The following is a 23,191-nucleotide window of genomic DNA, read 5'->3' as shown; positions in this document are numbered from 1 at the left end:
GGTTTTGGTAGAAACGAATTTTAAGTACTAAGCGCGGGTGTAGCTCAATGGTAGAGCAGAAGCCTTCCAAGCTTACGACGAGGGTTCGATTCCCTTCACCCGCTCCAGAATCAAATGCTGATGTAGCTCAGGGGTAGAGCACTCCCTTGGTAAGGGAGAGGTCGGGGGTTCAATTCCCCCCATCAGCACCAATTCGTAGTGTCATTATTCTGTTATTTCAAGTTCTCGAGAAGGAAATAAAGCGATGGCTAAGGAAAAGTTTACGCGGACCAAGCCGCACGTTAACGTTGGTACAATCGGTCACGTTGACCACGGTAAAACTACCCTGACTGCAGCGATCACAACTGTGTTGACTCGCAAGTTTGGTGGTGAAGCTAAAGACTATTCACAGATCGATAGCGCACCAGAAGAAAAAGCACGTGGTATTACGATTAATACTGCGCACGTTGAATACGAAACTGAATCTCGCCACTACGCTCACGTAGATTGTCCAGGTCACGCGGATTATGTAAAAAACATGATTACCGGTGCGGCTCAGATGGATGGCGCGATTCTGGTTGTGTCTGCCGCTGATGGTCCTATGCCACAAACTCGCGAGCACATCTTGTTGTCTCGTCAGGTTGGTGTTCCATACATCATCGTATTCATGAACAAAGCTGACCTGGTTGACGACGCTGAGTTGTTGGAACTGGTTGAGATGGAAGTTCGTGACCTGTTGTCTAAATATGACTTCCCGGGTGATGACACTCCAATCATCACTGGTTCAGCGCGTGCTGCACTGGAAGGTGATCAAGGCGAATACGGCGAGCCAGCAATCTTCCGCTTGGCTGAAGCTTTGGATACTTACATTCCTCTGCCAGAGCGCGCAGTTGACGGTACATTCCTGATGCCAGTTGAGGACGTGTTCTCAATTTCTGGTCGTGGTACTGTAGTAACAGGTCGTGTAGAGCGCGGTATCGTTAAAGTGGGTGAAGAGATCGAGATCGTTGGTATTGTGCCAACTATCAAGACAACTTGTACCGGCGTTGAGATGTTCCGCAAATTGCTGGATCAAGGTCAGGCTGGTGACAACATTGGTGCGTTGTTGCGCGGTACTAAGCGTGAAGACGTTCAGCGTGGTCAAGTATTGGCTAAACCAGGTTCAATCACGCCGCATACTAAGTTCACTTCAGAAATCTACGTTCTGTCGAAAGAAGAGGGTGGTCGTCACACGCCATTCTTCAGCAACTACCGTCCACAGTTCTACTTCCGTACAACGGACGTGACTGGCGCGATCGCGTTGCCAGAAGGTACTGAAATGGTAATGCCAGGTGATAACGTATCTATCACTGTAACGTTGATCTGCCCGATCGCGATGGAGCAAGGTCTGCGCTTTGCGATTCGTGAAGGTGGTCGTACGGTTGGTGCTGGTGTTGTTGCTAAAGTTCTTGAATAAAATTGTTGCAAAATGATCAAAGCTAGTTTATAGTTTTGGTCTCCCCAGGCGAGTAGCTCAATTGGTAGAGTACCGGTCTCCAAAACCGGGGGTTGCGGGTTCGAAGCCCTCCTCGCCTGCCACATTATCAGCGGAGCCGTTCCAGATCTAATCTGGGGCGGCTTTGTTTTATGGGTCGCCGGAAACGTAATGCAAAGCATAGAACGACTGAAAGTAATGGCAGCTCTGGCCCTCGTGGCTTTGGGTGTTGCTGGTTTTTATTTGGTGCCTGCTGGGCAGTCTTTTGTTGGCTCTCTCTCTGTTGTGGCCGGTTTGCTGGCTGCAGGGGTTGTGCTTTGGTTTAGTGAGTTGGGGCGCTCTTTTGTCGATTATGCCCGCGACTCGGTAAAGGAAGCTCAGAAGGTTGTTTGGCCAAGCAAGAAAGAAACGTGGCAAGTGACTGGCGTTGTATTCTTGTTTGTAGCTGTGTTAGCCCTGTTTATGTGGGTGGTTGATTCTGGCTTGGCTTGGTTGTTTTACGATATCGTGCTGGGTCGCGGTTAATCAGTCGGGGAATCGAGCATGGCAATGCGTTGGTATGTAGTTCACGCGTACTCAGGCTTTGAAAAAAGCGTACAGAAGGCGTTAATCGAGAAAATTGGTCGCTTGGAAATGGGGCATCTGTTTGGTCAGATTCTTGTTCCAGTCGAAGAAGTAATGGAAGTAAAGGCCGGTCGCAAGGCATTAACTGAGCGTAAATTCTATCCAGGTTATGTTTTTGTTGAAATGGATATGACTGACGATAGCTGGCATTTGGTGAAAAGTACGCCAAAAGTAACTGGTTTTATCGGTGGCTCAGGTACGAAGCCGATGCCGATTCCAGTGAAAGAAGTCGAGCGCATGATGCAGCAGGTGCAGGATGGCGCTGATAAGCCTCGCCACAAAATCCTGTTTGAAGTTGGCGAGACTCTGCGGGTTACTGATGGTCCGTTTGCTGATTTTACTGCGACCGTGCAAGACGTTGATTACGACAAGAACCGTTTGAAAGTGACTGTGTCGATCTTTGGTCGTGCAACACCAGTAGATTTGGAATTCTCGCAGGTTGAAAAAACCTAATCTGCGTGTAGAGGCGTTGGCACCTCGGTGCTGGCGTTATTGGTAGGGGAGCTAGCTGTTCTGGCTAGCGTTTGACCCATTTTTAGGAGTAGTACTGTGGCAAAAAAAATCATTGGCTACATCAAGCTGCAAGTGCCAGCTGGTAAAGCAAATCCATCGCCTCCAATTGGTCCAGCTCTGGGTCAGCGCGGCTTGAACATCATGGAATTTTGTAAAGCGTTCAACGCTGCAACTCAAGGCGTTGAGCCAGGCTTGCCAATTCCAGTTGTGATTACTGCCTTTGCAGACAAATCATTCACTTTTGTAATGAAATCGCCTCCAGCAACTATCTTGCTGAAAAAAGCGGCGGGCATTACTAAAGGCTCGCCAAAGCCACATACCGATAAAGTAGGTAAAGTGACTCGCGCTCAACTCGAAGAAATCGTAAAAACCAAGCAAGCTGATTTGACTGGTGGCGATTTGGATGCTGCTGTTCGTACGATTGCTGGTTCAGCTCGTTCGATTGGTATCGAAGTGGAGGGCGTGTAAATGGCTAAGGTTTCTAAACGTCTTGCAGCATTGCGCGCAACTGTTGATAGCAACAAACTGTACGCAATCGACGAAGCAATTGCTTTGGTAAAAGGTGCAGCGACTGCCAAATTTAACGAATCTATCGATGTTTCGTTCAATTTGGGCGTTGATCCACGTAAATCTGACCAGGTTGTTCGTGGTGCTGTAGTTTTGCCTAAAGGTACCGGTAAATCAGTACGCGTTGCTGTGTTTACACAAGGTGCTAATGCAGAGGCGGCCAAAGCTGCTGGTGCAGACGTAGTTGGTTTTGAAGATCTGGCTGAACAAGTTAAAGCTGGCAATATGGATTTTGACGTGGTGATCGCGTCTCCAGATGCTATGCGTATCGTTGGTACTTTGGGTCAAATCTTGGGTCCACGCGGCCTGATGCCAAACCCAAAAGTAGGTACTGTAACGCCTAACGTTGCTGAAGCAGTTAAAAATGCGAAAGCAGGTCAGGTTCAATACCGTACTGACAAAGGCGGTATCGTTCACGCTACATTGGGTCGCGCTTCTTTTGAAGCTGCTGATCTGCGCGAAAACTTGGCCGCTCTGGTTGATGCTTTGCAAAAAGCTAAACCAGCAAGCTCAAAAGGCGTGTACTTCAAGAAAATCGCAGTTTCAAGCACGATGGGCCTGGGTGTTCGCGTAGACACTTCGTCTGTCCTGTAATCTGACTTTGGGCTGGAGCGCCGATTTGTATCGGTGCTTCAGATAGTCAAAGACCGTAGGTGCCAGCCTTTGGCTGGCTTAATCAAGGTGCCCAAACACCAGCCTACGCAGACGGTGCTCCCAATGCAGGCTTCTCACTAAACACCCTTGTTTGGTAAAAGTCTCCTGAATATTGGTCGCCGTTTGATTGGGTGGCATGTGAAAACATGCTGAACTTAACTAATGGAGGTTGACCTTGAGTCTAAATCTTGACGACAAAAAAGCGGTAGTGGCTGAGATTGCAGCAGTAGTTGCAAATGCTCAAACCATCGTGATCGCTGAATATCGTGGTATCGAGGTTTCCAGCATGACTGAACTGCGCAAACAAGCGCGTGAGTCAGGCGTTTACCTGCGTGTTTTGAAAAACACGCTGGCACGTCGTGCGGTACAAGGAACTCCGTTTGCCGAATTGGCTGATCAAATGGTCGGTCCTTTGGTTTACGGTATTTCCGAAGACCCAGTTGCTGCTGCTAAGTTGCTGCACACATTCGCGAAAAAAGACGACAAAATCGTTCTGAAAGCGGGTTCTTATGATGGCAAAGTTATGGATGCTGCAGCAGTTGCTGCCTTGGCATCAGTACCAAGCCGCGAAGAATTGCTCTCGAAACTTCTCTACGTTATGCAAGCACCGGTGGCTGGCTTTGTCCGCGGCCTGGCAGCTCTGGCAGAGAAGAAAGGCGAGGGCTCAGCCGCTCCTGCAGCCGAAGCGGCTCCAGCAGAAGCGACAGAAGCTTAATTTTTCGTATCTAAATTGTATTAATCAGATAAGATTTTCAGGAGTATTAACAAATGGCCGTATCTAAAGAAGATATCCTTGACGCAGTAGGTGCTTTGACTGTTCTGGAACTGAATGACTTGGTAAAAGCATTCGAAGAAAAATTTGGTGTTTCTGCTGCTGCTGTTGCTGTAGCTGGCCCAGCTGCTGGCGGCGCTGCTGCTGCTGCTGAAGAAAAAACTGAATTCGACGTTATCCTGACTGGCGCTGGCGCTCAGAAAGTTGGCGTGATTAAAGTTGTTCGTGAAGTAACTGGTCTGGGCTTGAAAGAAGCTAAAGACTTGGTTGACGGCGCACCAAAACCAGTTAAAGAAGGCGTTTCTAAAGCTGACGCTGACGCTATCGCTAAGAAATTGATCGAAGCTGGCGCAACTGCTGAAGTTAAGTAATCTTTAGCTAGCTAAGTAGTACAGGCAGACGGAGCAATCCGTCTGCCCTTTTGCGTTTGTATACTGCGGCTTGCTTACAAAATATTTTGGCAAGTAAGTCTAGAATTTGCAGCAGACAAACCAGAAACCGCTCACAACTAATTGTTAGCGGGCGTTTTGCGGTTTGTCCATTGCGCCCCACCCATGGAGAGTTTATGAGTATGAAATACTCGTTCACTGAGAAGAAACGCATTCGCAAGAGTTTTGCGAAGCGGGCAAGTGTCCTTGAAGTGCCGTTTCTGTTGGCTACTCAGATCGACTCTTATTCCGAATACCTGCAACTAGGCGTGCCGATTGAGGCGCGTCGTGAAATTGGTCTGCAGGCTGCGTTTAACTCAATTTTCCCGATTGTTTCGCACAACGAATATGCACGCCTTGAGTTTGTGCATTACTCATTGGGTGAACCTGCCTTTGACGTGAAGGAATGTCAGCAACGTGGTATCACGTTTGCCGCGCCTTTGCGCGCCCGTGTTCGTCTGGTGATTATGGATCGCGAATCCTCAAAACCAACGATCAAGGAAGTGAAAGAGCAGGACGTGTATTTCGGTGAAATTCCGTTGATGACACGTAACGGCTCGTTCGTGATCAACGGTACCGAGCGTGTGATTGTGTCTCAGTTGCACCGCTCTCCGGGTGTGTTCTTCGAGCATGACAAGGGTAAAACCCACAGCTCGGGTAAATTGCTGTTCTCGGCTCGTATTATTCCTTACCGTGGTTCATGGCTGGATTTCGAGTTTGATCCGAAAGATTTGCTGTTCTTCCGTATCGACCGCCGTCGCAAAATGCCGGTGTCTATCCTGCTCAAAGCACTGGGGTATACGCCTGAACAGATTCTGGCTGAATTCTTTGACACAGATACCTTCTACCTAACTGAAGATGGTGTGTTCTGGCATTTGCAGTCTGATCGCTTGCGTGGCGAAGTGGCCAAGTTTGATATCGTTGCTGACGATGGCAAAGTTCTGGCACAAAAAGACAAGCGCATCACAGCTAAAACCATTCGTGATATCAACAATGCCGGCATGACGCGTGTTCAAGTTCCGCTTGATTACACGTATGGCCGTGTATTGGCTAAAGATGTGATTAGCCCGGAAACGGGTGAAGTGGTCGCTAAGGCCAATGAAGAAATTACTGAAGACTTGCTGGTGAAGTTGGATGCCAACGAAGTGAAAGAAATCACGACGTTGTACATCAATGACCTCGACCAAGGTGGCTTCATTTCTTCGACTTTGCGTACCGATGATACGCAAGATCAATGGCAAGCCCGTGTGGCGATCTATCGCATGATGCGTCCAGGCGAGCCGCCAACTGAAGACGCAGTACAAGCCTTGTTCAATGGTTTGTTCTTCTCGGAAGATCGTTACGATCTGTCTGCAGTTGGCCGCATGAAATTTAACAGCCGTGCTTATCCGGATCGTCTGGATGAAAAAGCGCCGGGCTGGCAGCGTCGTTTCTACGAGCGCGTAGGTGGCAAAGGCATTACTGGCCCAGGCATTCTGTCGACTGAAGACATCATTGCTGTAATCGGTATCTTGCTTGAGCTGCGTAATAGCCGTGGCGAAGTCGATGACATCGATCACTTGGGTAACCGTCGTGTGCGTTCGGTCGGTGAGTTGGCTGAGAACCAATTCCGCGCTGGTCTGGTTCGTGTTGAGCGTGCAGTGAAAGAGCGTCTGTCGCAAGCTGAATCAGACAACCTAATGCCACATGATCTGATCAATGCCAAACCTGTATCAGCAGCAGTGAAAGAGTTCTTTGGTTCGTCACAGCTGTCGCAATTTATGGACCAAACGAATCCATTGTCTGAAATCACGCACAAACGTCGTGTTTCTGCTCTGGGTCCAGGCGGTTTGACGCGCGAACGCGCAGGCTTTGAGGTTCGTGACGTACATCCAACGCACTACGGTCGCGTATGTCCGATTGAGACACCAGAGGGTCCAAACATTGGTTTGATCAACTCTCTGTCTTGCTACGCACGTACTAATGAATATGGTTTCCTTGAAACGCCATACCGCAAAGTGGTTGACGGCAAGGTAACCGCTGAAATCGAATACCTGTCGGCGATTCAGGAAGGTAAATACGTTATTGCTCAGGCCAATGCCCAGACTGATGACGAAAACAATCTGACTGACGAATTGGTCACTTGCCGTGAAGCGGGCGAAACGATTGTGGCGACGCCAGATCGCGTTCAATTCATGGACGTTGCGCCTAGCCAGATCGTATCGGTTGCCGCTTCATTGATTCCATTCCTGGAACACGATGACGCCAACCGTGCATTGATGGGCGCCAACATGCAGCGTCAGGCAGTACCTTGCTTGCGTGCAGAAAAACCATTCGTGGGTACCGGTATCGAGCGCACATGTGCGACTGACTCAGGCACGGCGGTCACTGCTTTGCGCGGCGGCGTGGTTGATTACGTTGATGCGACTCGTATCGTTGTTCGTGTAAACAATGACGAAGTGATTGCGGGTGAAGCCGGTGTAGATATCTACAACTTGGTTAAATTTACCCGCTCTAATCAGAATACCAACACCAACCAGCGTCCAATCGTGAAGAAAGGCGATTTGCTGGCTAAAGGTGATGTGGTTGCTGACGGCGCGTCAACTGACCTGGGTGAATTGGCGCTGGGTCAAAATATGACCATCGCCTTCATGCCTTGGAATGGTTACAACTTCGAGGATTCGATTCTGATCTCCGAGAAGGTCATTGCTGATGATCGTTACACTTCGATCCACATCGAAGAATTGAACGTGATGGCGCGTGACACCAAGCTGGGCCCTGAAGAAATTACCCGCGATATTTCAAACTTGTCTGAGCGTATGCTGGGTCGTTTGGATGATGCAGGTGTGGTTTACATCGGTGCTGAAGTTGAAGCTGGTGATGTTCTGGTTGGTAAAGTAACGCCTAAAGGCGAAACTCAACTTACGCCAGAAGAAAAACTGCTGCGTGCGATCTTCGGTGAAAAAGCGTCTGACGTGAAAGACACGTCGCTGCGCGTGCCATCAGGCATGACCGGTACGGTGATCGACGTTCAAGTATTTACCCGTGAAGGGATTGAGCGTGATAAACGTGCTCAAGCGATTATCGAAGAGCAATTGCGTCGTTACCGCCAAGACTTGAATGACCAGTTGCGTATCGTTGAAGCCGACTTGTTCAAGCGTATTGAAGAGATGCTGGTTGGTAAAGTAGCCAACGGCGGCCCGAAAAAACTCGCTAAAGGTGCGACGGTGACTGCTGACTACTTGGCAGATTTGCCAAGCAAGCATGACTGGTTTGATATCCGTTTGTCTGACGAAGAAAGCGCACGACAGCTTGAAGCGAATAAAGACCTGATCGCCCAGACTAAAGCCGAGTTTGAACTGCGTTTCGAAGATAAAAAACGTAAATTGACGCAAGGTGACGAATTGCCACCAGGCGTGATCAAAATGGTTAAAGTTTACGTTGCGGTGAAACGTCGTCTGCAACCCGGCGATAAGATGGCCGGTCGTCACGGTAACAAGGGTGTGGTATCGAAGATCCTGCCAGTTGAAGACTTGCCACACATGGCCGACGGTACGCCAGTGGATATCGTGTTGAACCCATTGGGCGTTCCATCACGTATGAATATTGGTCAGATCTTGGAAGTTCACCTCGGTTGGGCGGCGAAAGGAATTGGTCAACGCATTAATGCGATGTTGCGCGAACAGCAAAACACCGCCGAAGTGCGCGCTTACCTTGAGAAAATCTACAACACCAATGGCAAGTCAGAAGACATCGCAGGTCTGGATGATGGCGAAGTGTTGGAGTTGGCCAAAGGTCTGAGCACCGGTATGACTTTTGCGAGCCCGGTATTTGACGGCGCGAAAGAAAGCGAAATCGGTGAAATGCTCGATCTGGCTTATCCAGATTCAGATGCGCGTACGCAGCAACTGGCGTTTAACTCCAGCAAGACCCAGATGCAGCTGTTTGATGGCCGCACGGGTGAGCCGTTTGAACGTAAAGTCACTGTGGGTGTAATGCATTACTTGAAACTGCACCACTTGGTGGATGACAAGATGCACGCGCGTTCGACGGGGCCATACTCTCTGGTAACGCAACAACCATTGGGCGGTAAAGCTCAGTTCGGTGGTCAGCGTTTCGGTGAGATGGAGGTTTGGGCACTGGAAGCTTACGGCGCAGCGTACACCTTGCAAGAGATGTTGACTGTGAAGTCCGACGACGTGAATGGTCGTACCAAAGTATACGAAAACATTGTGAAGGGTGATCACCGCATTGATGCTGGCATGCCAGAGTCATTCAATGTATTGGTTAAGGAAATCCGCTCGCTCGGTATCGATATCGATCTGGAAACCTATTGATTGCTGTGAGGTATAGGGCTGCAAGGCCAGATTTAATCTGGCCTTGCAGCTAATACCCTGATTGCCCTCACTGGAGAATATTGGAATGAAAGGCTTACTCGAACTCTTCAAGCAAGTCGCACAAGACGAAGAATTTGACGCGATTAAAATCGGGCTCGCATCGCCTGAGAAAATCCGTTCTTGGTCTTTTGGCGAAGTGAAGAAGCCAGAAACCATCAACTATCGTACGTTCAAGCCTGAGCGTGATGGTCTATTTTGTGCTCGTATTTTTGGCCCAATTAAAGATTACGAATGTTTGTGCGGTAAGTACAAACGTCTGAAACACCGTGGCGTGATTTGTGAAAAATGTGGCGTTGAGGTGACTTTGTCTAAAGTCCGTCGCGAACGCATGGGTCACATTGAGCTGGCTAGTCCAGTTGCGCACATCTGGTTCCTGAAGTCATTGCCATCTCGTTTGGGTATGGTATTGGATATCGCTTTGCGCGATATCGAGCGTGTACTGTATTTCGAAGCGTTCATCGTGATCGAGCCAGGCATGACGCCGCTGCAGCGTGGCCAATTGCTGACTGAAGAAGACTACTTCTCTAAAGTCGAAGAATACGGCGATGAATTTGTCGCAATGATGGGCGCTGAAGCGGTTCGCGAATTGCTCAAGTCGATGGACGTTGATCAAGAGATCAGCCGTCTGCGTTCTGAGTTGGAAAGCACCGGCTCTGAAACTAAGATCAAGAAAATTGCGAAACGCTTGAAAGTATTGGAAGCGTTTGAGCGTTCAGGTATCAAACCTGAGTGGATGATTTTGGAAGTATTGCCAGTCTTGCCGCCAGAATTGCGTCCCTTGGTGCCATTGGATGGCGGTCGTTTTGCGACTTCCGATCTGAATGATCTGTATCGCCGCGTGATTAACCGTAATAACCGTCTGAAACGTCTGCTCGAATTGCGCGCGCCTGAAATCATCGTTCGCAACGAAAAGCGTATGTTGCAAGAGTCGGTTGACTCATTGCTCGATAACGGCCGTCGCGGTAAAGCGATGACTGGCGCGAACAAGCGTCCGCTGAAGTCACTGGCTGACATGATCAAAGGTAAGGGCGGTCGTTTCCGTCAGAACTTGCTGGGTAAACGTGTTGACTACTCAGGTCGTTCGGTGATTACCGTAGGCCCAACTTTGCGCCTGCATCAGTGCGGCCTGCCAAAGTTAATGGCATTGGAATTGTTCAAACCGTTCATTTTCCATAAATTGGAAGTGATGGGTCTAGCAACGACGATTAAAGCCGCGAAGAAAATGGTTGAAAGCCAAGAGCCGGTAGTTTGGGATATCTTGGAAGACGTGATCCGCGAGCATCCGGTTCTGCTCAACCGTGCGCCAACGCTGCACCGTTTGGGTATTCAAGCGTTTGAACCGACGCTGATCGAAGGTAAAGCGATTCAGTTGCACCCGCTGGTTTGTGCGGCATTCAATGCCGACTTTGACGGTGACCAGATGGCGGTTCACGTTCCATTGTCGCTGGAAGCGCAAATGGAAGCGCGTACGCTGATGTTGGCGTCGAATAACGTATTGGCACCAGCCAATGGCGAGCCAATCATCGTACCGTCGCAGGACATCGTCTTGGGTCTGTACTACATGACTCGCGAAGCGAAATACGCCAAAGGCGAGCGTTTGAACGACGATGGTCAGCGTCTGACTATCTTCTCTAACGTGTCTGAAGCCTTGCGCGCATACGCTAACAAAGATGTAACACTGCAAACTCGTGTTTCAATTCGCCTGAAAGAATGGTTCAAAAATGAATCTGGCGAATGGGAAAGCAAGATGGTTCGTCGTGATACGACGGTTGGCCGCGCGATCTTGTCTGAAATCCTGCCAAAAGGTCTGGATTTCTCGCATATCGACAAGTCATTGAAGAAAAAAGAAATTGGTAAGCTGATCAATGCCTCTTTCCGCCGCTGCGGTTTGAAAGATACAGTCGTATTTGCTGACCAATTGATGTACACCGGTTTCTCATACTCTACGCGTGGCGGTATCTCGATTTGCGTCGATGATATGTTGGTTCCTGCGAAGAAAGTTGAGTTGCTGGCGGCTGCGCAATCTGAAGTGAAAGAGATCGAGCAGCAATACAGCTCAGGTCTGGTAACTCAGGGCGAGCGTTACAATAAGGTTGTCGATATCTGGGGCCGTGCCGGTGATCAGATCGCGAAAGCGATGATGGATCAACTAGGTAAAGAGCCAGTACTTGACGCCAATGGCAAGCAAGATGAGCAAGAGTCGTTCAACTCGATTTACATGATGGCTGACTCAGGTGCCCGTGGTTCGGCAGCGCAGATTCGTCAGTTGGCTGGTATGCGTGGTCTGATGGCTAAGCCTGATGGCTCGATTATCGAGATGCCGATTACGACCAACTTCCGTGAAGGTTTGACGGTACTTCAGTACTTCATCTCAACACACGGTGCACGTAAAGGTCTGGCGGATACGGCATTGAAGACAGCGAACTCGGGTTACCTGACTCGTCGTCTGGTCGATGTGACGCAAGACTTGGTGGTGATCGAAGATGATTGCGGCACGAAGAACGGTGTAGCGATGAAAGCTGTGGTTCAAGGTGGTGACGTTGTTGAAGCCTTGCGCGAGCGTATCTTGGGTCGTGTAGTGGTTAAAGACGTGGTTGATCCATCGTCACAAGAAACATTGTTTGAAGCGGGCTACCTGCTCAATGAAGACGCGGTAGATGAAATCGAACTGCGTGGTGTTGATGAGGTGGTTGTACGTACGCCGCTGTCGTGTGAAACCCGCTATGGCCTGTGCGCCAAGTGTTATGGCCGCGATCTGGGTCGTGGTCATCTGGTTAATAGTGGTGAAGCAGTGGGTGTTATTGCTGCTCAGTCAATCGGTGAGCCTGGTACTCAGTTGACGATGCGTACCTTCCACATCGGTGGTGCGGCATCTCGAGCTGCAGCGGCCAATCAGGTTGAAGCTAAATCTAGCGGTAATATCGCTTATAGCTCCAACATGCGCTATGTGACCAATGCGAAAGGTGAGCCTGTTGTTATCGCTCGTTCGGCCGAAGTGCTGATCTTGGATGACAATGGTCGCGAACGTGAAACGCATAAAGTACCTTATGGTGCAACGCTGACAGTAAAAGACGGCGATGTCATCAAGGCTGGTACTGTGTTGGGTACTTGGGATCCTCACTCGCGTCCAATCATTACTGAGTACTCAGGTACAGTGAAGTTTGAAAACGTTGAAGAAGGCATGACCGTTGTTAAGCAAGTCGATGATGTAACAGGTTTGTCGACGTTGGTGGTTATTGCTTCTAAAGCGAAAGTAACTTCAAGCAAAGGTCTGCGTCCATTGGTGAAATTGATCGATGAATTTGGCAATGAAATGAAGCTGGCTGGTACTGATACGCCAGTAACAATTTCGTTCCAGGTTGGCTCGATTATTACTGTGAAAGATGGCCAGCAAGTTGGTGTGGGTGATGTATTGGCTCGTATTCCACAGGAATCAGCTAAGACTCGTGATATTACTGGTGGTCTGCCACGTGTGGCTGAGCTGTTTGAAGCTCGCTCACCAAAAGACGCGGGTATGCTGGCCGAAGTCACTGGTACTGCAAGCTTTGGTAAAGATACCAAAGGTAAGCAGCGTCTCGTATTGACTGATCTGGAAGGCGTAGCCCATGAGTATCTGATCTCCAAAGATAAGCATGTGATGGTGCACGATGGTCAGGTGGTGAATCGTGGTGAGACGATTGTTGACGGCCCGATTGATCCGCACGATATCTTGCGTCTGCAAGGTATTGAAGCTCTGGCGCGTTATATCGTTCATGAAGTGCAAGAGGTTTACCGCTTGCAGGGTGTGAAGATTAATGACAAGCACATTGAAGTAATTGTGCGTCAGATGTTGCGCCGTGTTGTGATTTCTGACTCTGGTGGTTCAGATTTCATCTTGGGTGAGCAGGTTGAGCGTGCTGAAGTGCTGATTGCCAATGACAAATTGGCTGCTGAAGGTAAAGAGTTGGCCAAGTACGACAATATCTTGCTGGGTATCACGAAAGCATCGTTGTCGACCGATTCGTTCATTTCAGCTGCTTCGTTCCAGGAAACAACTCGCGTTCTGACCGAAGCTGCCATTATGGGTAAAGTGGATGATCTGCGTGGTTTGAAAGAAAACGTGATCGTCGGTCGCTTGATCCCAGCTGGTACAGGTTTGGCTTATCACAAAAACCGTAAGCGTCTGCAAAGCAAGGTAGAATCATTGCTGCCTTTTGCCGAAGTCGCTGCTGAGGTGATGGCCGAATCTTCAGGAGAGGTGTCGGAGTAATTGATGGAGGCTGACTTTTGTCGGTTTCCATTGACTCCAATGCTTTGATTTCCTTATAATTCAAAGTCTTTTGCTGCGGGAAGCGAAATTAATCGCTTCCCGCAGTGTTTCCATTGTGGAAACTTATAGCCTGCCTGATGTTCAGGCTGGTTTTTTTTAACGTGGTAGGATGTTAAAACAATGCCAACTATCAACCAACTCGTCCGTAAAGGCCGTGTTGCGGAAACTTTCAAGAGCAAAGTACCTGCTCTGGAAGCTTGCCCGCAAAAGCGTGGTGTATGCACTCGCGTATATACAACCACTCCAAAAAAACCAAACTCTGCATTGCGTAAAGTTTGTAAAGTTCGCTTGACCAACGGTTTCGAAGTGATTTCGTACATCGGCGGTGAAGGCCATAATCTGCAAGAGCACAGTGTTGTGTTGTTGCGCGGCGGTCGTGTTAAAGATTTGCCAGGTGTTCGCTATCACTGCGTACGCGGCTCCCTTGACTTGGCTGGCGTGAAAAATCGTAAGCAGTCTCGCTCTAAGTACGGTGCTAAACGTCCTAAGGCGTAATTGGTGCAGTCTGTGCGGCAGCGCAGAGCAAAAGCTGTCAAGTAAGTGGCCGTCCCATTGGGCGTCCCAGGGGTTAGTCCCCAACTGAATGTCACATTAAGGAAGTAAATTATGCCAAGACGCAGAGAAGTACCGAAACGCGACGTCTTGCCGGATCCAAAATTCGGCAGTACAGAACTCGCGAAATTCATGAACGTTGTAATGCTGGATGGCAAGAAAGCCGTTGCAGAGCGCATTGTTTATGGTGCATTGGCCCAGATCGAGAAAAAGACGGGTAAGGATGCAGTAGAAATTTTCAACACGGCAATTGGCAATGTTAAGCCAGCTGTTGAGGTTAAAAGCCGTCGTGTCGGTGGTGCTAACTACCAAGTACCAGTAGAAGTACGCCCAAGTCGTCGTCTGGCATTGGCGATGCGTTGGGTCCGCGAAGCGGCGCGCAAGCGTGGTGAAAAATCAATGGATCTGCGTCTGGCAGGTGAGCTTCTTGATGCTGCTGAAGGCCGTGGCGGCGCAATGAAAAAACGCGATGAAGTACATCGTATGGCTGATGCAAACAAAGCGTTTGCTCACTTCCGCTTCTAATTGCGTACTCCGAATAAGGATTAAGCCGTGGCACGTAAAACCCCCATTGAGCGTTACCGTAATATCGGTATTTCTGCTCATATCGATGCAGGTAAGACTACTACGACTGAACGTATTTTGTTCTACACCGGTGTAAATCACAAAATCGGTGAGGTTCATGATGGCGCAGCCACTATGGACTGGATGGAGCAAGAGCAAGAACGTGGTATCACCATCACTTCTGCTGCAACTACTACATACTGGAAAGGTATGGGTATGCAGTTTCAGGAGCACTTGGTAAATATTATTGATACTCCAGGGCACGTTGACTTCACGATTGAAGTTGAGCGCTCTATGCGTGTATTGGATGGTGCTTGTATGGTTTATTGTGCTGTGGGTGGTGTTCAGCCCCAGTCGGAAACCGTATGGCGTCAAGCTAATAAGTACAATGTTCCACGTCTGGCGTTTGTGAATAAGATGGACCGTTCGGGTGCCAACTTCTTCCGTGCTGTCGAGCAAATGAAAATTCGCTTGAAAGCTAACCCAGTCCCAGTTGTTGTGCCTATCGGTGCTGAAGATAAGTTTGAAGGTGTTGTTGACCTGCTCAAAATGAAGGCAATTATCTGGGATGATGCATCTCAGGGTATGAAATTTGAGTATGGTGACATTCCTGCAGATTTAGTATCAGTTGCTCAGGAGTGGCGCGAAAAGATGGTTGAAACTGCTGCTGAAGCTAGTGAAGACCTGATGAATAAATATCTTGAAACTGGCGAGCTGTCAGAAGAAGAGATTATTGCAGCTTTGCGCACCCGCACTTTGGCTTGTGAAATTCAGCCGGTGCTGTGCGGTTCAGCGTTCAAGAACAAAGGTGTTCAGCGCATGCTGGATGCGGTCATTGAGTTCCTGCCATCGCCGCTTGATATTGATGATGTGAAGGGTGTCGATGATCGTGAGCAAGAGGCTACCCGTCCTGCTTCTGATGCTGCGCCATTCTCTGCTCTTGCGTTCAAATTGATGAATGATCCGTACGTTGGTCAGTTGACCTTCTTCCGTGTCTATTCAGGTGTTTTGAATTCAGGTGATTCTGTTCTTAACTCGGTTAAGGATAAGAAAGAGCGTATTGGTCGTATCGTGCAGATGCATGCCAATGATCGTAAAGAGATCGAAGAAGTTCGTGCTGGCGATATTGCTGCTGCGATTGGTTTGAAAGATGTAACAACAGGTGAGACTTTGTGTGACCCTGCAAATCCAATCATTTTGGAGCGCATGGTATTCCCTGAGCCGGTAATTCACGTAGCTGTTGAGCCAAAAACTAAAGCTGACCAAGAAAAAATGGGCTTGGCTTTGGGTCGTTTGGCGAAAGAAGATCCTTCTTTCCGTGTGCGTACAGACGAAGAGACTGGCCAGACCATCATGTCTGGTATGGGTGAGTTGCACCTCGAGATCTTGGTTGACCGTATGAAGCGCGAATTCGGTGTTGAAGCTAACGTAGGTGCGCCTCAGGTTGCCTATCGTGAGACGATTACCCAAATCGCTGCGGACGTGCAAGGTAAGCATGCTAAGCAGTCTGGTGGTAAAGGTCAGTACGGTGATTGTACGATTACCATCGAGCCAGCTGGTGAAGGTAATGGCTATAGCTTTATTGATGAAATTAAAGGTGGTGTAATTCCTCGTGAATTCATTCCTTCGGTTGATAAAGGTATTCAAAATACACTGAAATCAGGTGTGTTGGCCGGCTTCCCTGTAGTTGACGTTAAGGTTCGTTTGACGTTTGGTTCTTACCATGATGTTGACTCATCGCAGATCGCGTTTGAGTTGGCAGGTTCGTTGGCATTTAAAGAAGCTATGCGTCGTGCGGGTCCGGTGATTCTTGAGCCAATGATGGCTGTTGAGATCGAGACTCCAGAAGACTACATGGGCGATATCATGGGTGATATCTCGTCTCGTCGTGGCATTTTGCAAGGTATGGATGATAATCCTGCTGGTGGCAAGATGGTTAAAGCCGAAGTTCCGTTGTCTGAGATGTTTGGTTACTCGACTACTCTGCGTTCAATGTCGCAAGGTCGCGCTACTTACTCTATGGAATTCAAGCACTACTCAATCGCGCCTAAGCATATTGCTGACGCAATTATGGCTAAGAAATAATTTAATAGGAATTTGGAAAAATGGCTAAAGAAAAGTTTACGCGGACCAAGCCGCACGTTAACGTTGGTACAATCGGTCACGTTGACCACGGTAAGACTACCCTGACTGCAGCGATTACAACTGTGTTGACTCGCAAGTTTGGTGGTGAAGCTAAAGACTACTCACAGATCGATAGCGCGCCAGAAGAAAAAGCACGTGGTATTACCATCAATACTGCTCACGTTGAATACGAAACTGAAACTCGTCACTACGCTCACGTAGATTGTCCAGGTCACGCGGATTATGTAAAAAACATGATTACCGGTGCGGCTCAGATGGATGGCGCGGTATTGGTGGTTTCTGCTGCTGATGGTCCTATGCCACAAACTCGCGAGCACATCTTGTTGTCTCGTCAGGTTGGTGTTCCATACATCATCGTATTCATGAACAAAGCTGACCTGGTTGACGACGCTGAGTTGTTGGAACTGGTTGAGATGGAAGTTCGTGATCTGTTGTCTAAATATGACTTCCCGGGCGATGACACTCCAATCATCACTGGTTCAGCACGTGCTGCACTGGAAGGCGATCAAGGCGAATACGGCGAGCCAGCAATCTTCCGCTTGGCTGAAGCTTTGGATACTTACATTCCTCTGCCAGAACGCGCAGTTGACGGTACATTCCTGATGCCAGTTGAGGACGTGTTCTCAATTTCAGGTCGTGGTACTGTGGTTACTGGTCGTGTAGAGCGCGGTATCGTTAAAGTGGGTGAAGAGATCGAGATCGTTGGTATTGTTCCAACTATCAAGACAACTTGTACCGGCGTTGAGATGTTCCGCAAATTGCTGGATCAAGGTCAGGCTGGTGACAACATTGGTGCGTTGTTGCGCGGTACTAAGCGTGAAGACGTTCAGCGTGGTCAAGTATTGGCTAAACCGGGTTCAATCACGCCGCATACTAAGTTCACTTCAGAAATCTACGTTCTGTCGAAAGAAGAGGGCGGTCGTCACACGCCATTCTTCAGTAACTACCGTCCACAGTTCTACTTCCGTACAACGGACGTGACTGGCGCGATCGCGTTGCCAGAAGGTACTGAAATGGTAATGCCAGGCGATAACGTATCTATCACTGTGACGTTGATCTGCCCGATCGCGATGGAGCAAGGTCTGCGCTTTGCGATTCGTGAGGGTGGTCGTACGGTAGGTGCTGGTGTTGTTGCTAAAGTTCTTGAATAATAGGGATTGATTATGCAAAACCAAAAAATCCGTATTCGTTTGAAAGCTTTCGACTATTCTTTGATCGATCGTTCTGCTCAAGAAATCGTTGAAACTGCAAAACGTACTGGTGCGGTTGTTAAGGGGCCAGTTCCTTTGCCAACTAAAATTGAGCGTTTTGACATTTTGCGTTCTCCGCACGTGTACAAAACTTCACGCGATCAATTCGAAATCCGTACGCATTTGCGCATGATGGATATCGTTGATCCAACGGATAAAACTGTTGATGCGTTGATGAAGCTTGATCTACCAGCTGGTGTAGATGTAGAAATCAAACTAAACTAATTTTTTGCAAGCTAACTGCTTGCGGCTAAAAGAAATTATGTGTTAGTATCGCGGACTTGTCATTCCTTAATGGCAAGTCCGTTTTATTTTTTAATGGTCATAGCCAGTCAATCGTAACTGGCCCTTGATAAAGGGAATAACTATGAGCTTAGGTCTTGTAGGTCGCAAAGTCGGTATGACTCGCGTCTTTGCAGAGGATGGTTTGTCTATCCCTGTGACGGTGCTTGATATGGCCGCAAATCGCGTCACGCAAATCAAAACGCAGGAAGTTGACGGCTATTCAGCTGTTCAAGTTACTTTCGGCGCAAAGAAAGCTGGTCGCGTAAATAAAGCAGAGGCAGGTCATTTTGCTGCTGCTGGTGTGGAAGCTGGTGAGGCGCTCGTTGAGTTTCGCCTGTCGGCAGATAAAATCGCTGGCCTAAAAGCTGGTGATGCACTTTCTGTTGAGCTGTTTAGTGTTGGTCAAATTGTTGATGTAACAGGTACTACCCAAGGTAAGGGTTTTACTGGTGTTATTAAGCGCCATCACTTTAGTTCGAATCGTGAGTCGCATGGTAACTCGGTGTCGCACCGCTCTGCTGGTTCTATCGGTATGGCGCAAGATCCTGGTCGCGTATTTCCTGGTAAACGCATGGCTGGTCAGCACGGTAATGCCAAGCGTACTGTGCAAAATCTTGAAATCGTTCGCGTTGATGCTGAGCGTCAATTGCTGCTGGTTAAAGGTGGCGTGCCAGGTTCTAAGGGCAATCAAGTCATCGTTCGTCCGGGCGTGAAGGTGGGTGCGTAATGGAACTTAAATCTGTTAATCTCAAAGGCGAGGCCCAAGCGGCTGTAGCTGGCTCGGATTCTTTGTTTGGTCGTGAATTCAACGAAGCACTTGTGCATCAAGTGGTTACTGCATATTTCGCTAATGCGCGTAGCGGTAATCGTGCTCAGAAAGATCGTACTGAAGTAAAGCACACCACGAAAAAGCCTTGGCGTCAGAAAGGTACTGGCCGTGCTCGTGCTGGTATGTCTTCTTCGCCTTTGTGGCGTGGTGGTGGTAAGGCATTTCCAAATAGCCCTGACGAGAATTTTTCTCAGAAAGTTAACCGCAAAATGTACCGTGCTGGTATTGCAACAATTTTGTCGCAATTGGTGCGTGAAGATCGTCTGATTGTGGTTGATTCTTTTGTGCTTGAAGCTCCGAAAACCAAAGCATTTGCCCAGAAGCTGGCTGAAATGCAATTGGATAGCGTGCTGATCGTGACTAAAGAGTTGGATGAGAACTTGTATCTTGCTTCGCGTAATTTGCCACACGTTCTCGTGCTTGAGCCTGCACAAGCTGATCCAGTCAGCTTGGTGCGTTTCAAGAAGGTGGTCTTGACTCGTGAGGCTCTTCAGGCGTTTGAGGAGATGTTCGCATGATCAAATTCGCAGAAAATCGCCTGCTGCAAGTGATTTTGGCTCCTGTTGTGTCTGAGAAAAGCACAATGCTGGCTGAAAAATCAGAGCAGGTTGTATTTCGCGTATCTACTGATGCTACCAAGGCTGAGATTAAAGCTGCGGTTGAACTGTTGTTTAAAGTGAAAGTAGATGCAGTAACAACAATTAACGTAAAGGGTAAGTCTAAACGTTTCGGCCGCACAGCTGGTCGCCGTAAAGACTGGAAGAAAGCCTACGTTAGCTTGGTTGCCGGTCAGGAAATTGACTTGGCTGCTGCGCAATAAGGAGACTGAGAAATGGCTTTGGTTAAAGTAAAACCGACATCACCAGGTCGCCGCGCGGTTGTTAAAGTTGTTAGTCCTGACCTCCACAAGGGTGCGCCATATGCTCCTTTGTTGGTGAAAAAGTCTAAAACAGGCGGCCGTAATAATAATGGTCATATCACTACCCGTCATATCGGTGGTGGTCATAAGCAGCACTATCGCTTGATCGATTTCCGTCGCAACAAAGATGGTATCGTTGCGAAAGTGGAGCGTATTGAGTACGACCCAAATCGTACTGCTAATATTGCTTTGCTGTGTTATGCAGATGGTGAACGTGCTTACGTAATCGCCCCTAAGGGTTTGGTTGCTGGCATGACTGTAGTATCTGGCTCTGATGCTCCGATTAAAGTGGGTAATGCTCTGCCAATCCGTAACATTCCAGTGGGTTCAACAATCCATTGCATCGAGTTGCAGCCAGGTAAAGGCGCTCAGCTTGCTCGTTCTGCTGGTACAAGTGTTCAGCTGCTGGCTCGCGAAGGTGCGTATGCACAGTTGCGTCTACGTTCTGGCGAAATCCGTAAGGTTCACGTTGATTGCCGTGCAACCATCGGTGAAGTGGGTAATGGCGAGCATAGCTTGCGCTCATACGGTAAAGCAGGTGCAAAACGTTGGTTAGGTATTCGTCCAACAGTTCGTGGTACTGCTATGAACCCTGTTGATCACCCACACGGTGGTGGTGAAGGTCGTACAGGCGAAGGTCGCGTACCAGTTAGTCCGTGGGGTCAACCTACTAAGGGCTATCGTACTCGTCGTAACAAGCGTACGGACAATATGATTGTACGTCGTCGCTTCGCGAACAAGGGGTAATGCAACATGGCACGTTCCGTGAAAAAAGGTCCATTCGTTGACCTGCACTTGCTGAAGAAGGTCGAAACAACACGTGCTAACAACGATAAGCGTCCAGTGAAAACTTGGTCGCGTCGTTCTACTATCTTGCCAGATTTTGTTGGCTTGACTATTGCTGTGCATAACGGCAAACAGCACATTCCTGTGTATGTGAATGAAAACATGGTTGGCCATAAGTTGGGTGAGTTTGCACTGACCCGTACTTTTAAAGGTCATGCCGCGGACAAAAAATCCAAGCGATAAGGTGAAGAAATGCAAGTATCTGCTGTACTAAGCAACACTCGCCTCTCAGCTCAGAAAGCGCGTCTTGTCGCAGACCTCGTTCGTGGCAAGCCCGTAGAGCAGGCGCTGAATATTCTGGCCTTCTGCCCTAAAAAGGGTGCAGTTTTGATTAAGAAGGTTCTTGAGTCGGCTATCGCCAATGCCGAGCACAATGAAGGTGCCGATATCGACACACTCAAAGTGAAAACGATTTATGTGGACAAAGGTCCTTCTTTGAAACGTTTTTCTGCGCGCGCAAAAGGCCGTGGTAATCGTATCGAGAAGCAAACTTGCCACATTACTCTCACTGTTGGCGATTAAGGAGCGACTCATGGGTCAGAAAATTCATCCAACAGGTTTTCGTTTACCTGTAACAAAAAATTGGTCGTCACGCTGGTATGCTAACAGCACCAATTTCGCCAAGATGTTGAATGAAGACATTGAGGTGCGTGAGTTTTTGAAGAAAAAACTTGCCGGTGCTGCTGTTAGTCGCGTAGTTATTGAGCGCCCAGCAAAGAACGCTAAAGTTACTATTTACTCTGCCCGTCCAGGCGTGGTTATTGGTAAAAAAGGCGAAGATATTGAGCAATTGAAATCTCAATTGCAAAAAATCTTGAATGTACCAGTTCATGTAAATATCGAAGAAGTTCGCAAGCCAGAAATCGATGCTCAGATCATTGCTGATAGCATTACTTCTCAGCTTGAGAAACGTGTGATGTTCCGTCGTGCCATGAAGCGTGCTATGCAAAATGCGATGCGTCTTGGTGCTCAAGGTATCAAGATCATGTCTTCAGGTCGTTTGAATGGTATCGAGATTGCGCGTACTGAGTGGTATCGTGAAGGCCGTGTGCCATTGCATACTCTGCGTGCTGATATCGATTACGCGACTTCAGAAGCTAAGACTACCTACGGTATTATCGGTGTAAAAGTTTGGGTTTATAAAGGTGATGTAAAGCCAGGTGAAAAATCTGCTGCTGAGCCTGTAGAAACTCAGAAAAAACCACGTAAGGGGCCACGCAATGCTGCAGCCAACTAGACTTAAATTCCGTAAGGTCCAAAAGGGCCGCAATACCGGTATCGCTACCCGCGGTAACACCGTTGCATTCGGCGAATTCGGTCTGAAGGCAACTAGCCGTGGTCGTTTGACTGCTCGTCAGATTGAATCAGCTCGTCGTGCAATCACTCGCTACATTAAACGTGGCGGTCGTGTTTGGATTCGTGTATTTCCTGATAAGCCAATTTCGACTAAGCCAGCCGAAGTTCGTATGGGTGGGGGTAAAGGTTCTCCTGACTACTACGTTGCTGAGATTCAGCCTGGTAAAGTTTTGTATGAATTGAATGGTGTATCAGCAGAGATTGCTCGTGAGGCTTTCCGTTTGGCTTCCGCTAAGCTGCCTTTTGCTGTGACCATGGTTTCTCGCCAAGTGGGGCAATGATGAAAGCGACTGAACTGCAACAGAAATCCGTTGAAGAGCTGAAAGGCGAATTGACGGCGCTGCTGAAAGCCAAGTTTAGCCTTCGCATGCAGCATGCGACCGGCCAATTGGCAAATACCAGCGAACTCAAGCGCGTGCGTAAAGATATTGCGCGTGTTCTTACCGTTCTCACTCAGAAGGCTGCCTAATATGAGCGAAGCTAAACTCAAGCGTACGCTGACTGGTCGAGTGGTTAGCAATAAGATGGATAAGACGGTTACTGTGTTGGTTGAGCGTTTGGTTAAACATCCGCTTTACGGCAAGATGGTGCGTCAATCTAAAAAATACCATGCTCACGATGAGTCTAATCAATACGCCGAAGGCGATGTTGTGACGATTGAAGAGTGCCGTCCACTGTCTAAGACTAAATCTTGGGTTGTAACGGGCTTGGTAGAAAAAGCACGCGTTATTTAATTGATAAAATAACGT

General features: G+C 48.4%; 24 protein-coding genes and 3 tRNA genes. All 27 read left to right on the top strand.

Going from position 1 to position 23,191, the window contains the following annotated elements; genetic code table 11:
- Nucleotides 1-33: 33 nt before the first annotated feature.
- The 27 genes from ABHF33_RS05780 (at nucleotide 34) to rpsQ (ending at nucleotide 23,176) form a co-directional block, all read left to right on the top strand.
- Nucleotides 34-107 (top strand) — tRNA-Gly (locus ABHF33_RS05780).
- Between the two features lie 9 nt (nucleotides 108-116).
- Nucleotides 117-191 (top strand) — tRNA-Thr (locus ABHF33_RS05775).
- Nucleotides 192-244: 53 nt separating this feature from the next.
- Nucleotides 245-1,435 carry an elongation factor Tu gene (tuf, locus tag ABHF33_RS05770; RefSeq protein WP_348946025.1) on the top strand — a complete coding sequence of 397 codons (1,191 nt, stop codon included), beginning with the start codon at nucleotides 245-247 and terminating at the stop codon, nucleotides 1,433-1,435.
- 46 nt (nucleotides 1,436-1,481) lie between these two features.
- Nucleotides 1,482-1,557, top strand: a tRNA-Trp gene (locus tag ABHF33_RS05765).
- 67 nt (nucleotides 1,558-1,624) lie between these two features.
- Nucleotides 1,625-1,978 (top strand): preprotein translocase subunit SecE, encoded by a 354-nt coding sequence (gene secE, locus ABHF33_RS05760; protein ID WP_157671007.1) that lies wholly within the window; start codon nucleotides 1,625-1,627, stop codon nucleotides 1,976-1,978.
- An 18-nt stretch (nucleotides 1,979-1,996) separates the two neighbouring features.
- Entirely contained in the window at nucleotides 1,997-2,530 is a 534-nt protein-coding gene (gene nusG / locus ABHF33_RS05755) for a transcription termination/antitermination protein NusG (protein WP_348946024.1), read from the top strand.
- Between the two features lie 96 nt (nucleotides 2,531-2,626).
- Nucleotides 2,627-3,058, top strand: coding sequence for a 50S ribosomal protein L11 (rplK, locus tag ABHF33_RS05750; protein ID WP_157671005.1), 432 nt, complete (start codon nucleotides 2,627-2,629; stop codon nucleotides 3,056-3,058).
- Nucleotides 3,059-3,751: a 50S ribosomal protein L1 gene (rplA, locus tag ABHF33_RS05745; protein WP_157671004.1), complete on the top strand. Its 693-nt coding sequence runs from the start codon at nucleotides 3,059-3,061 to the stop codon at nucleotides 3,749-3,751.
- A gap of 235 nt (nucleotides 3,752-3,986) precedes the next feature.
- Nucleotides 3,987-4,526, top strand: a complete 540-nt coding sequence (gene rplJ / locus ABHF33_RS05740) for a 50S ribosomal protein L10 (protein WP_157671003.1) — start codon at nucleotides 3,987-3,989, stop codon at nucleotides 4,524-4,526.
- A gap of 53 nt (nucleotides 4,527-4,579) precedes the next feature.
- Nucleotides 4,580-4,954, top strand: a complete 375-nt coding sequence (gene rplL / locus ABHF33_RS05735) for a 50S ribosomal protein L7/L12 (protein WP_157671002.1) — start codon at nucleotides 4,580-4,582, stop codon at nucleotides 4,952-4,954.
- 200 nt (nucleotides 4,955-5,154) lie between these two features.
- Nucleotides 5,155-9,327: a DNA-directed RNA polymerase subunit beta gene (gene rpoB / locus ABHF33_RS05730; protein WP_348946602.1), complete on the top strand. Its 4,173-nt coding sequence runs from the start codon at nucleotides 5,155-5,157 to the stop codon at nucleotides 9,325-9,327.
- An 85-nt stretch (nucleotides 9,328-9,412) separates the two neighbouring features.
- Nucleotides 9,413-13,636 carry a DNA-directed RNA polymerase subunit beta' gene (gene rpoC / locus ABHF33_RS05725; RefSeq protein ID WP_157671001.1) on the top strand — a complete coding sequence of 1,408 codons (4,224 nt, stop codon included), beginning with the start codon at nucleotides 9,413-9,415 and terminating at the stop codon, nucleotides 13,634-13,636.
- Between the two features lie 180 nt (nucleotides 13,637-13,816).
- Entirely contained in the window at nucleotides 13,817-14,191 is a 375-nt protein-coding gene (rpsL, locus tag ABHF33_RS05720) for a 30S ribosomal protein S12 (RefSeq protein ID WP_179355219.1), read from the top strand.
- A 111-nt stretch (nucleotides 14,192-14,302) separates the two neighbouring features.
- A complete protein-coding gene (gene rpsG / locus ABHF33_RS05715; RefSeq protein WP_157670999.1) occupies nucleotides 14,303-14,773 on the top strand; it encodes a 30S ribosomal protein S7 in 471 nt (156 codons plus the stop codon).
- Nucleotides 14,774-14,800: 27 nt separating this feature from the next.
- Nucleotides 14,801-16,897, top strand: a complete 2,097-nt coding sequence (gene fusA, locus ABHF33_RS05710; protein ID WP_348946023.1) for an elongation factor G — start codon at nucleotides 14,801-14,803, stop codon at nucleotides 16,895-16,897.
- 20 nt (nucleotides 16,898-16,917) lie between these two features.
- On the top strand, nucleotides 16,918-18,108 hold the full coding sequence (gene tuf, locus ABHF33_RS05705; RefSeq protein WP_348946022.1) for an elongation factor Tu: 1,191 nt from the start codon (nucleotides 16,918-16,920) through the stop codon (nucleotides 18,106-18,108).
- Nucleotides 18,109-18,120: 12 nt separating this feature from the next.
- Nucleotides 18,121-18,432 (top strand): 30S ribosomal protein S10, encoded by a 312-nt coding sequence (gene rpsJ, locus ABHF33_RS05700; protein ID WP_157670844.1) that lies wholly within the window; start codon nucleotides 18,121-18,123, stop codon nucleotides 18,430-18,432.
- A gap of 142 nt (nucleotides 18,433-18,574) precedes the next feature.
- Nucleotides 18,575-19,219, top strand: coding sequence for a 50S ribosomal protein L3 (rplC, locus tag ABHF33_RS05695; RefSeq protein ID WP_348946021.1), 645 nt, complete (start codon nucleotides 18,575-18,577; stop codon nucleotides 19,217-19,219).
- On the top strand, nucleotides 19,219-19,839 hold the full coding sequence (gene rplD / locus ABHF33_RS05690; RefSeq protein WP_157670842.1) for a 50S ribosomal protein L4: 621 nt from the start codon (nucleotides 19,219-19,221) through the stop codon (nucleotides 19,837-19,839). Before rplC ends, rplD begins: the two co-directional genes overlap by 1 nt.
- Nucleotides 19,839-20,141 (top strand): 50S ribosomal protein L23, encoded by a 303-nt coding sequence (rplW, locus tag ABHF33_RS05685; RefSeq protein ID WP_198314672.1) that lies wholly within the window; start codon nucleotides 19,839-19,841, stop codon nucleotides 20,139-20,141. Before rplD ends, rplW begins: the two co-directional genes overlap by 1 nt.
- A 12-nt stretch (nucleotides 20,142-20,153) precedes the next feature.
- Nucleotides 20,154-20,987 (top strand): 50S ribosomal protein L2, encoded by an 834-nt coding sequence (gene rplB, locus ABHF33_RS05680; RefSeq protein WP_157670840.1) that lies wholly within the window; start codon nucleotides 20,154-20,156, stop codon nucleotides 20,985-20,987.
- Between the two features lie 6 nt (nucleotides 20,988-20,993).
- Nucleotides 20,994-21,269, top strand: coding sequence for a 30S ribosomal protein S19 (gene rpsS / locus ABHF33_RS05675; protein WP_157670839.1), 276 nt, complete (start codon nucleotides 20,994-20,996; stop codon nucleotides 21,267-21,269).
- Nucleotides 21,270-21,278: 9 nt separating this feature from the next.
- Entirely contained in the window at nucleotides 21,279-21,608 is a 330-nt protein-coding gene (gene rplV, locus ABHF33_RS05670) for a 50S ribosomal protein L22 (protein ID WP_157670838.1), read from the top strand.
- A gap of 10 nt (nucleotides 21,609-21,618) precedes the next feature.
- Complete coding sequence (gene rpsC / locus ABHF33_RS05665; RefSeq protein WP_157670837.1) at nucleotides 21,619-22,323, top strand: 30S ribosomal protein S3; 705 nt, start codon at nucleotides 21,619-21,621, stop codon at nucleotides 22,321-22,323.
- Nucleotides 22,307-22,723 (top strand): 50S ribosomal protein L16, encoded by a 417-nt coding sequence (gene rplP / locus ABHF33_RS05660; protein WP_157670836.1) that lies wholly within the window; start codon nucleotides 22,307-22,309, stop codon nucleotides 22,721-22,723. Before rpsC ends, rplP begins: the two co-directional genes overlap by 17 nt.
- A complete protein-coding gene (gene rpmC, locus ABHF33_RS05655) occupies nucleotides 22,723-22,911 on the top strand; it encodes a 50S ribosomal protein L29 (RefSeq protein ID WP_157670849.1) in 189 nt (62 codons plus the stop codon). Before rplP ends, rpmC begins: the two co-directional genes overlap by 1 nt.
- A 1-nt stretch (nucleotide 22,912) precedes the next feature.
- On the top strand, nucleotides 22,913-23,176 hold the full coding sequence (gene rpsQ, locus ABHF33_RS05650) for a 30S ribosomal protein S17 (protein WP_348946020.1): 264 nt from the start codon (nucleotides 22,913-22,915) through the stop codon (nucleotides 23,174-23,176).
- Nucleotides 23,177-23,191 lie beyond the last annotated feature (15 nt).

It is taken from the genome of Chitinibacter sp. FCG-7, assembly GCF_040047665.1.
Taxonomy (GTDB): Bacteria; Pseudomonadota; Gammaproteobacteria; order Burkholderiales; family Chitinibacteraceae; genus Chitinibacter; species Chitinibacter mangrovi.
The sequence above is the reverse complement of the archived record's forward strand: the minus strand, read 5'-3'. Positions and strand labels throughout refer to the sequence as shown.

Excerpts from the sequence above, each read along its gene's own strand:
- rplA (WP_157671004.1), top strand. The coding sequence starts at position 3,059 with ATGGCTAAGGTTTCTAAACGTCTTGCAGCATTGCGCGCAACTGTTGAT.
- rpsC (WP_157670837.1), top strand. The coding sequence starts at position 21,619 with ATGGGTCAGAAAATTCATCCAACAGGTTTTCGTTTACCTGTAACAAAA.
- rplB (WP_157670840.1), top strand. The coding sequence starts at position 20,154 with ATGGCTTTGGTTAAAGTAAAACCGACATCACCAGGTCGCCGCGCGGTT.
- rplP (WP_157670836.1), top strand. The coding sequence starts at position 22,307 with ATGCTGCAGCCAACTAGACTTAAATTCCGTAAGGTCCAAAAGGGCCGC.
- rpmC (WP_157670849.1), top strand. The coding sequence starts at position 22,723 with ATGAAAGCGACTGAACTGCAACAGAAATCCGTTGAAGAGCTGAAAGGC.
- secE (WP_157671007.1), top strand. The coding sequence starts at position 1,625 with ATGCAAAGCATAGAACGACTGAAAGTAATGGCAGCTCTGGCCCTCGTG.
- tuf (WP_348946022.1), top strand. The coding sequence starts at position 16,918 with ATGGCTAAAGAAAAGTTTACGCGGACCAAGCCGCACGTTAACGTTGGT.
- rpsS (WP_157670839.1), top strand. The coding sequence starts at position 20,994 with ATGGCACGTTCCGTGAAAAAAGGTCCATTCGTTGACCTGCACTTGCTG.
- rpsL (WP_179355219.1), top strand. The coding sequence starts at position 13,817 with ATGCCAACTATCAACCAACTCGTCCGTAAAGGCCGTGTTGCGGAAACT.
- rpsJ (WP_157670844.1), top strand. The coding sequence starts at position 18,121 with ATGCAAAACCAAAAAATCCGTATTCGTTTGAAAGCTTTCGACTATTCT.
- rplV (WP_157670838.1), top strand. The coding sequence starts at position 21,279 with ATGCAAGTATCTGCTGTACTAAGCAACACTCGCCTCTCAGCTCAGAAA.
- rpoB (WP_348946602.1), top strand. The coding sequence starts at position 5,155 with ATGAAATACTCGTTCACTGAGAAGAAACGCATTCGCAAGAGTTTTGCG.
- rpsQ (WP_348946020.1), top strand. The coding sequence starts at position 22,913 with ATGAGCGAAGCTAAACTCAAGCGTACGCTGACTGGTCGAGTGGTTAGC.
- rpsG (WP_157670999.1), top strand. The coding sequence starts at position 14,303 with ATGCCAAGACGCAGAGAAGTACCGAAACGCGACGTCTTGCCGGATCCA.
- rplD (WP_157670842.1), top strand. The coding sequence starts at position 19,219 with ATGGAACTTAAATCTGTTAATCTCAAAGGCGAGGCCCAAGCGGCTGTA.
- rpoC (WP_157671001.1), top strand. The coding sequence starts at position 9,413 with ATGAAAGGCTTACTCGAACTCTTCAAGCAAGTCGCACAAGACGAAGAA.
- nusG (WP_348946024.1), top strand. The coding sequence starts at position 1,997 with ATGGCAATGCGTTGGTATGTAGTTCACGCGTACTCAGGCTTTGAAAAA.
- rplC (WP_348946021.1), top strand. The coding sequence starts at position 18,575 with ATGAGCTTAGGTCTTGTAGGTCGCAAAGTCGGTATGACTCGCGTCTTT.
- tuf (WP_348946025.1), top strand. The coding sequence starts at position 245 with ATGGCTAAGGAAAAGTTTACGCGGACCAAGCCGCACGTTAACGTTGGT.
- rplL (WP_157671002.1), top strand. The coding sequence starts at position 4,580 with ATGGCCGTATCTAAAGAAGATATCCTTGACGCAGTAGGTGCTTTGACT.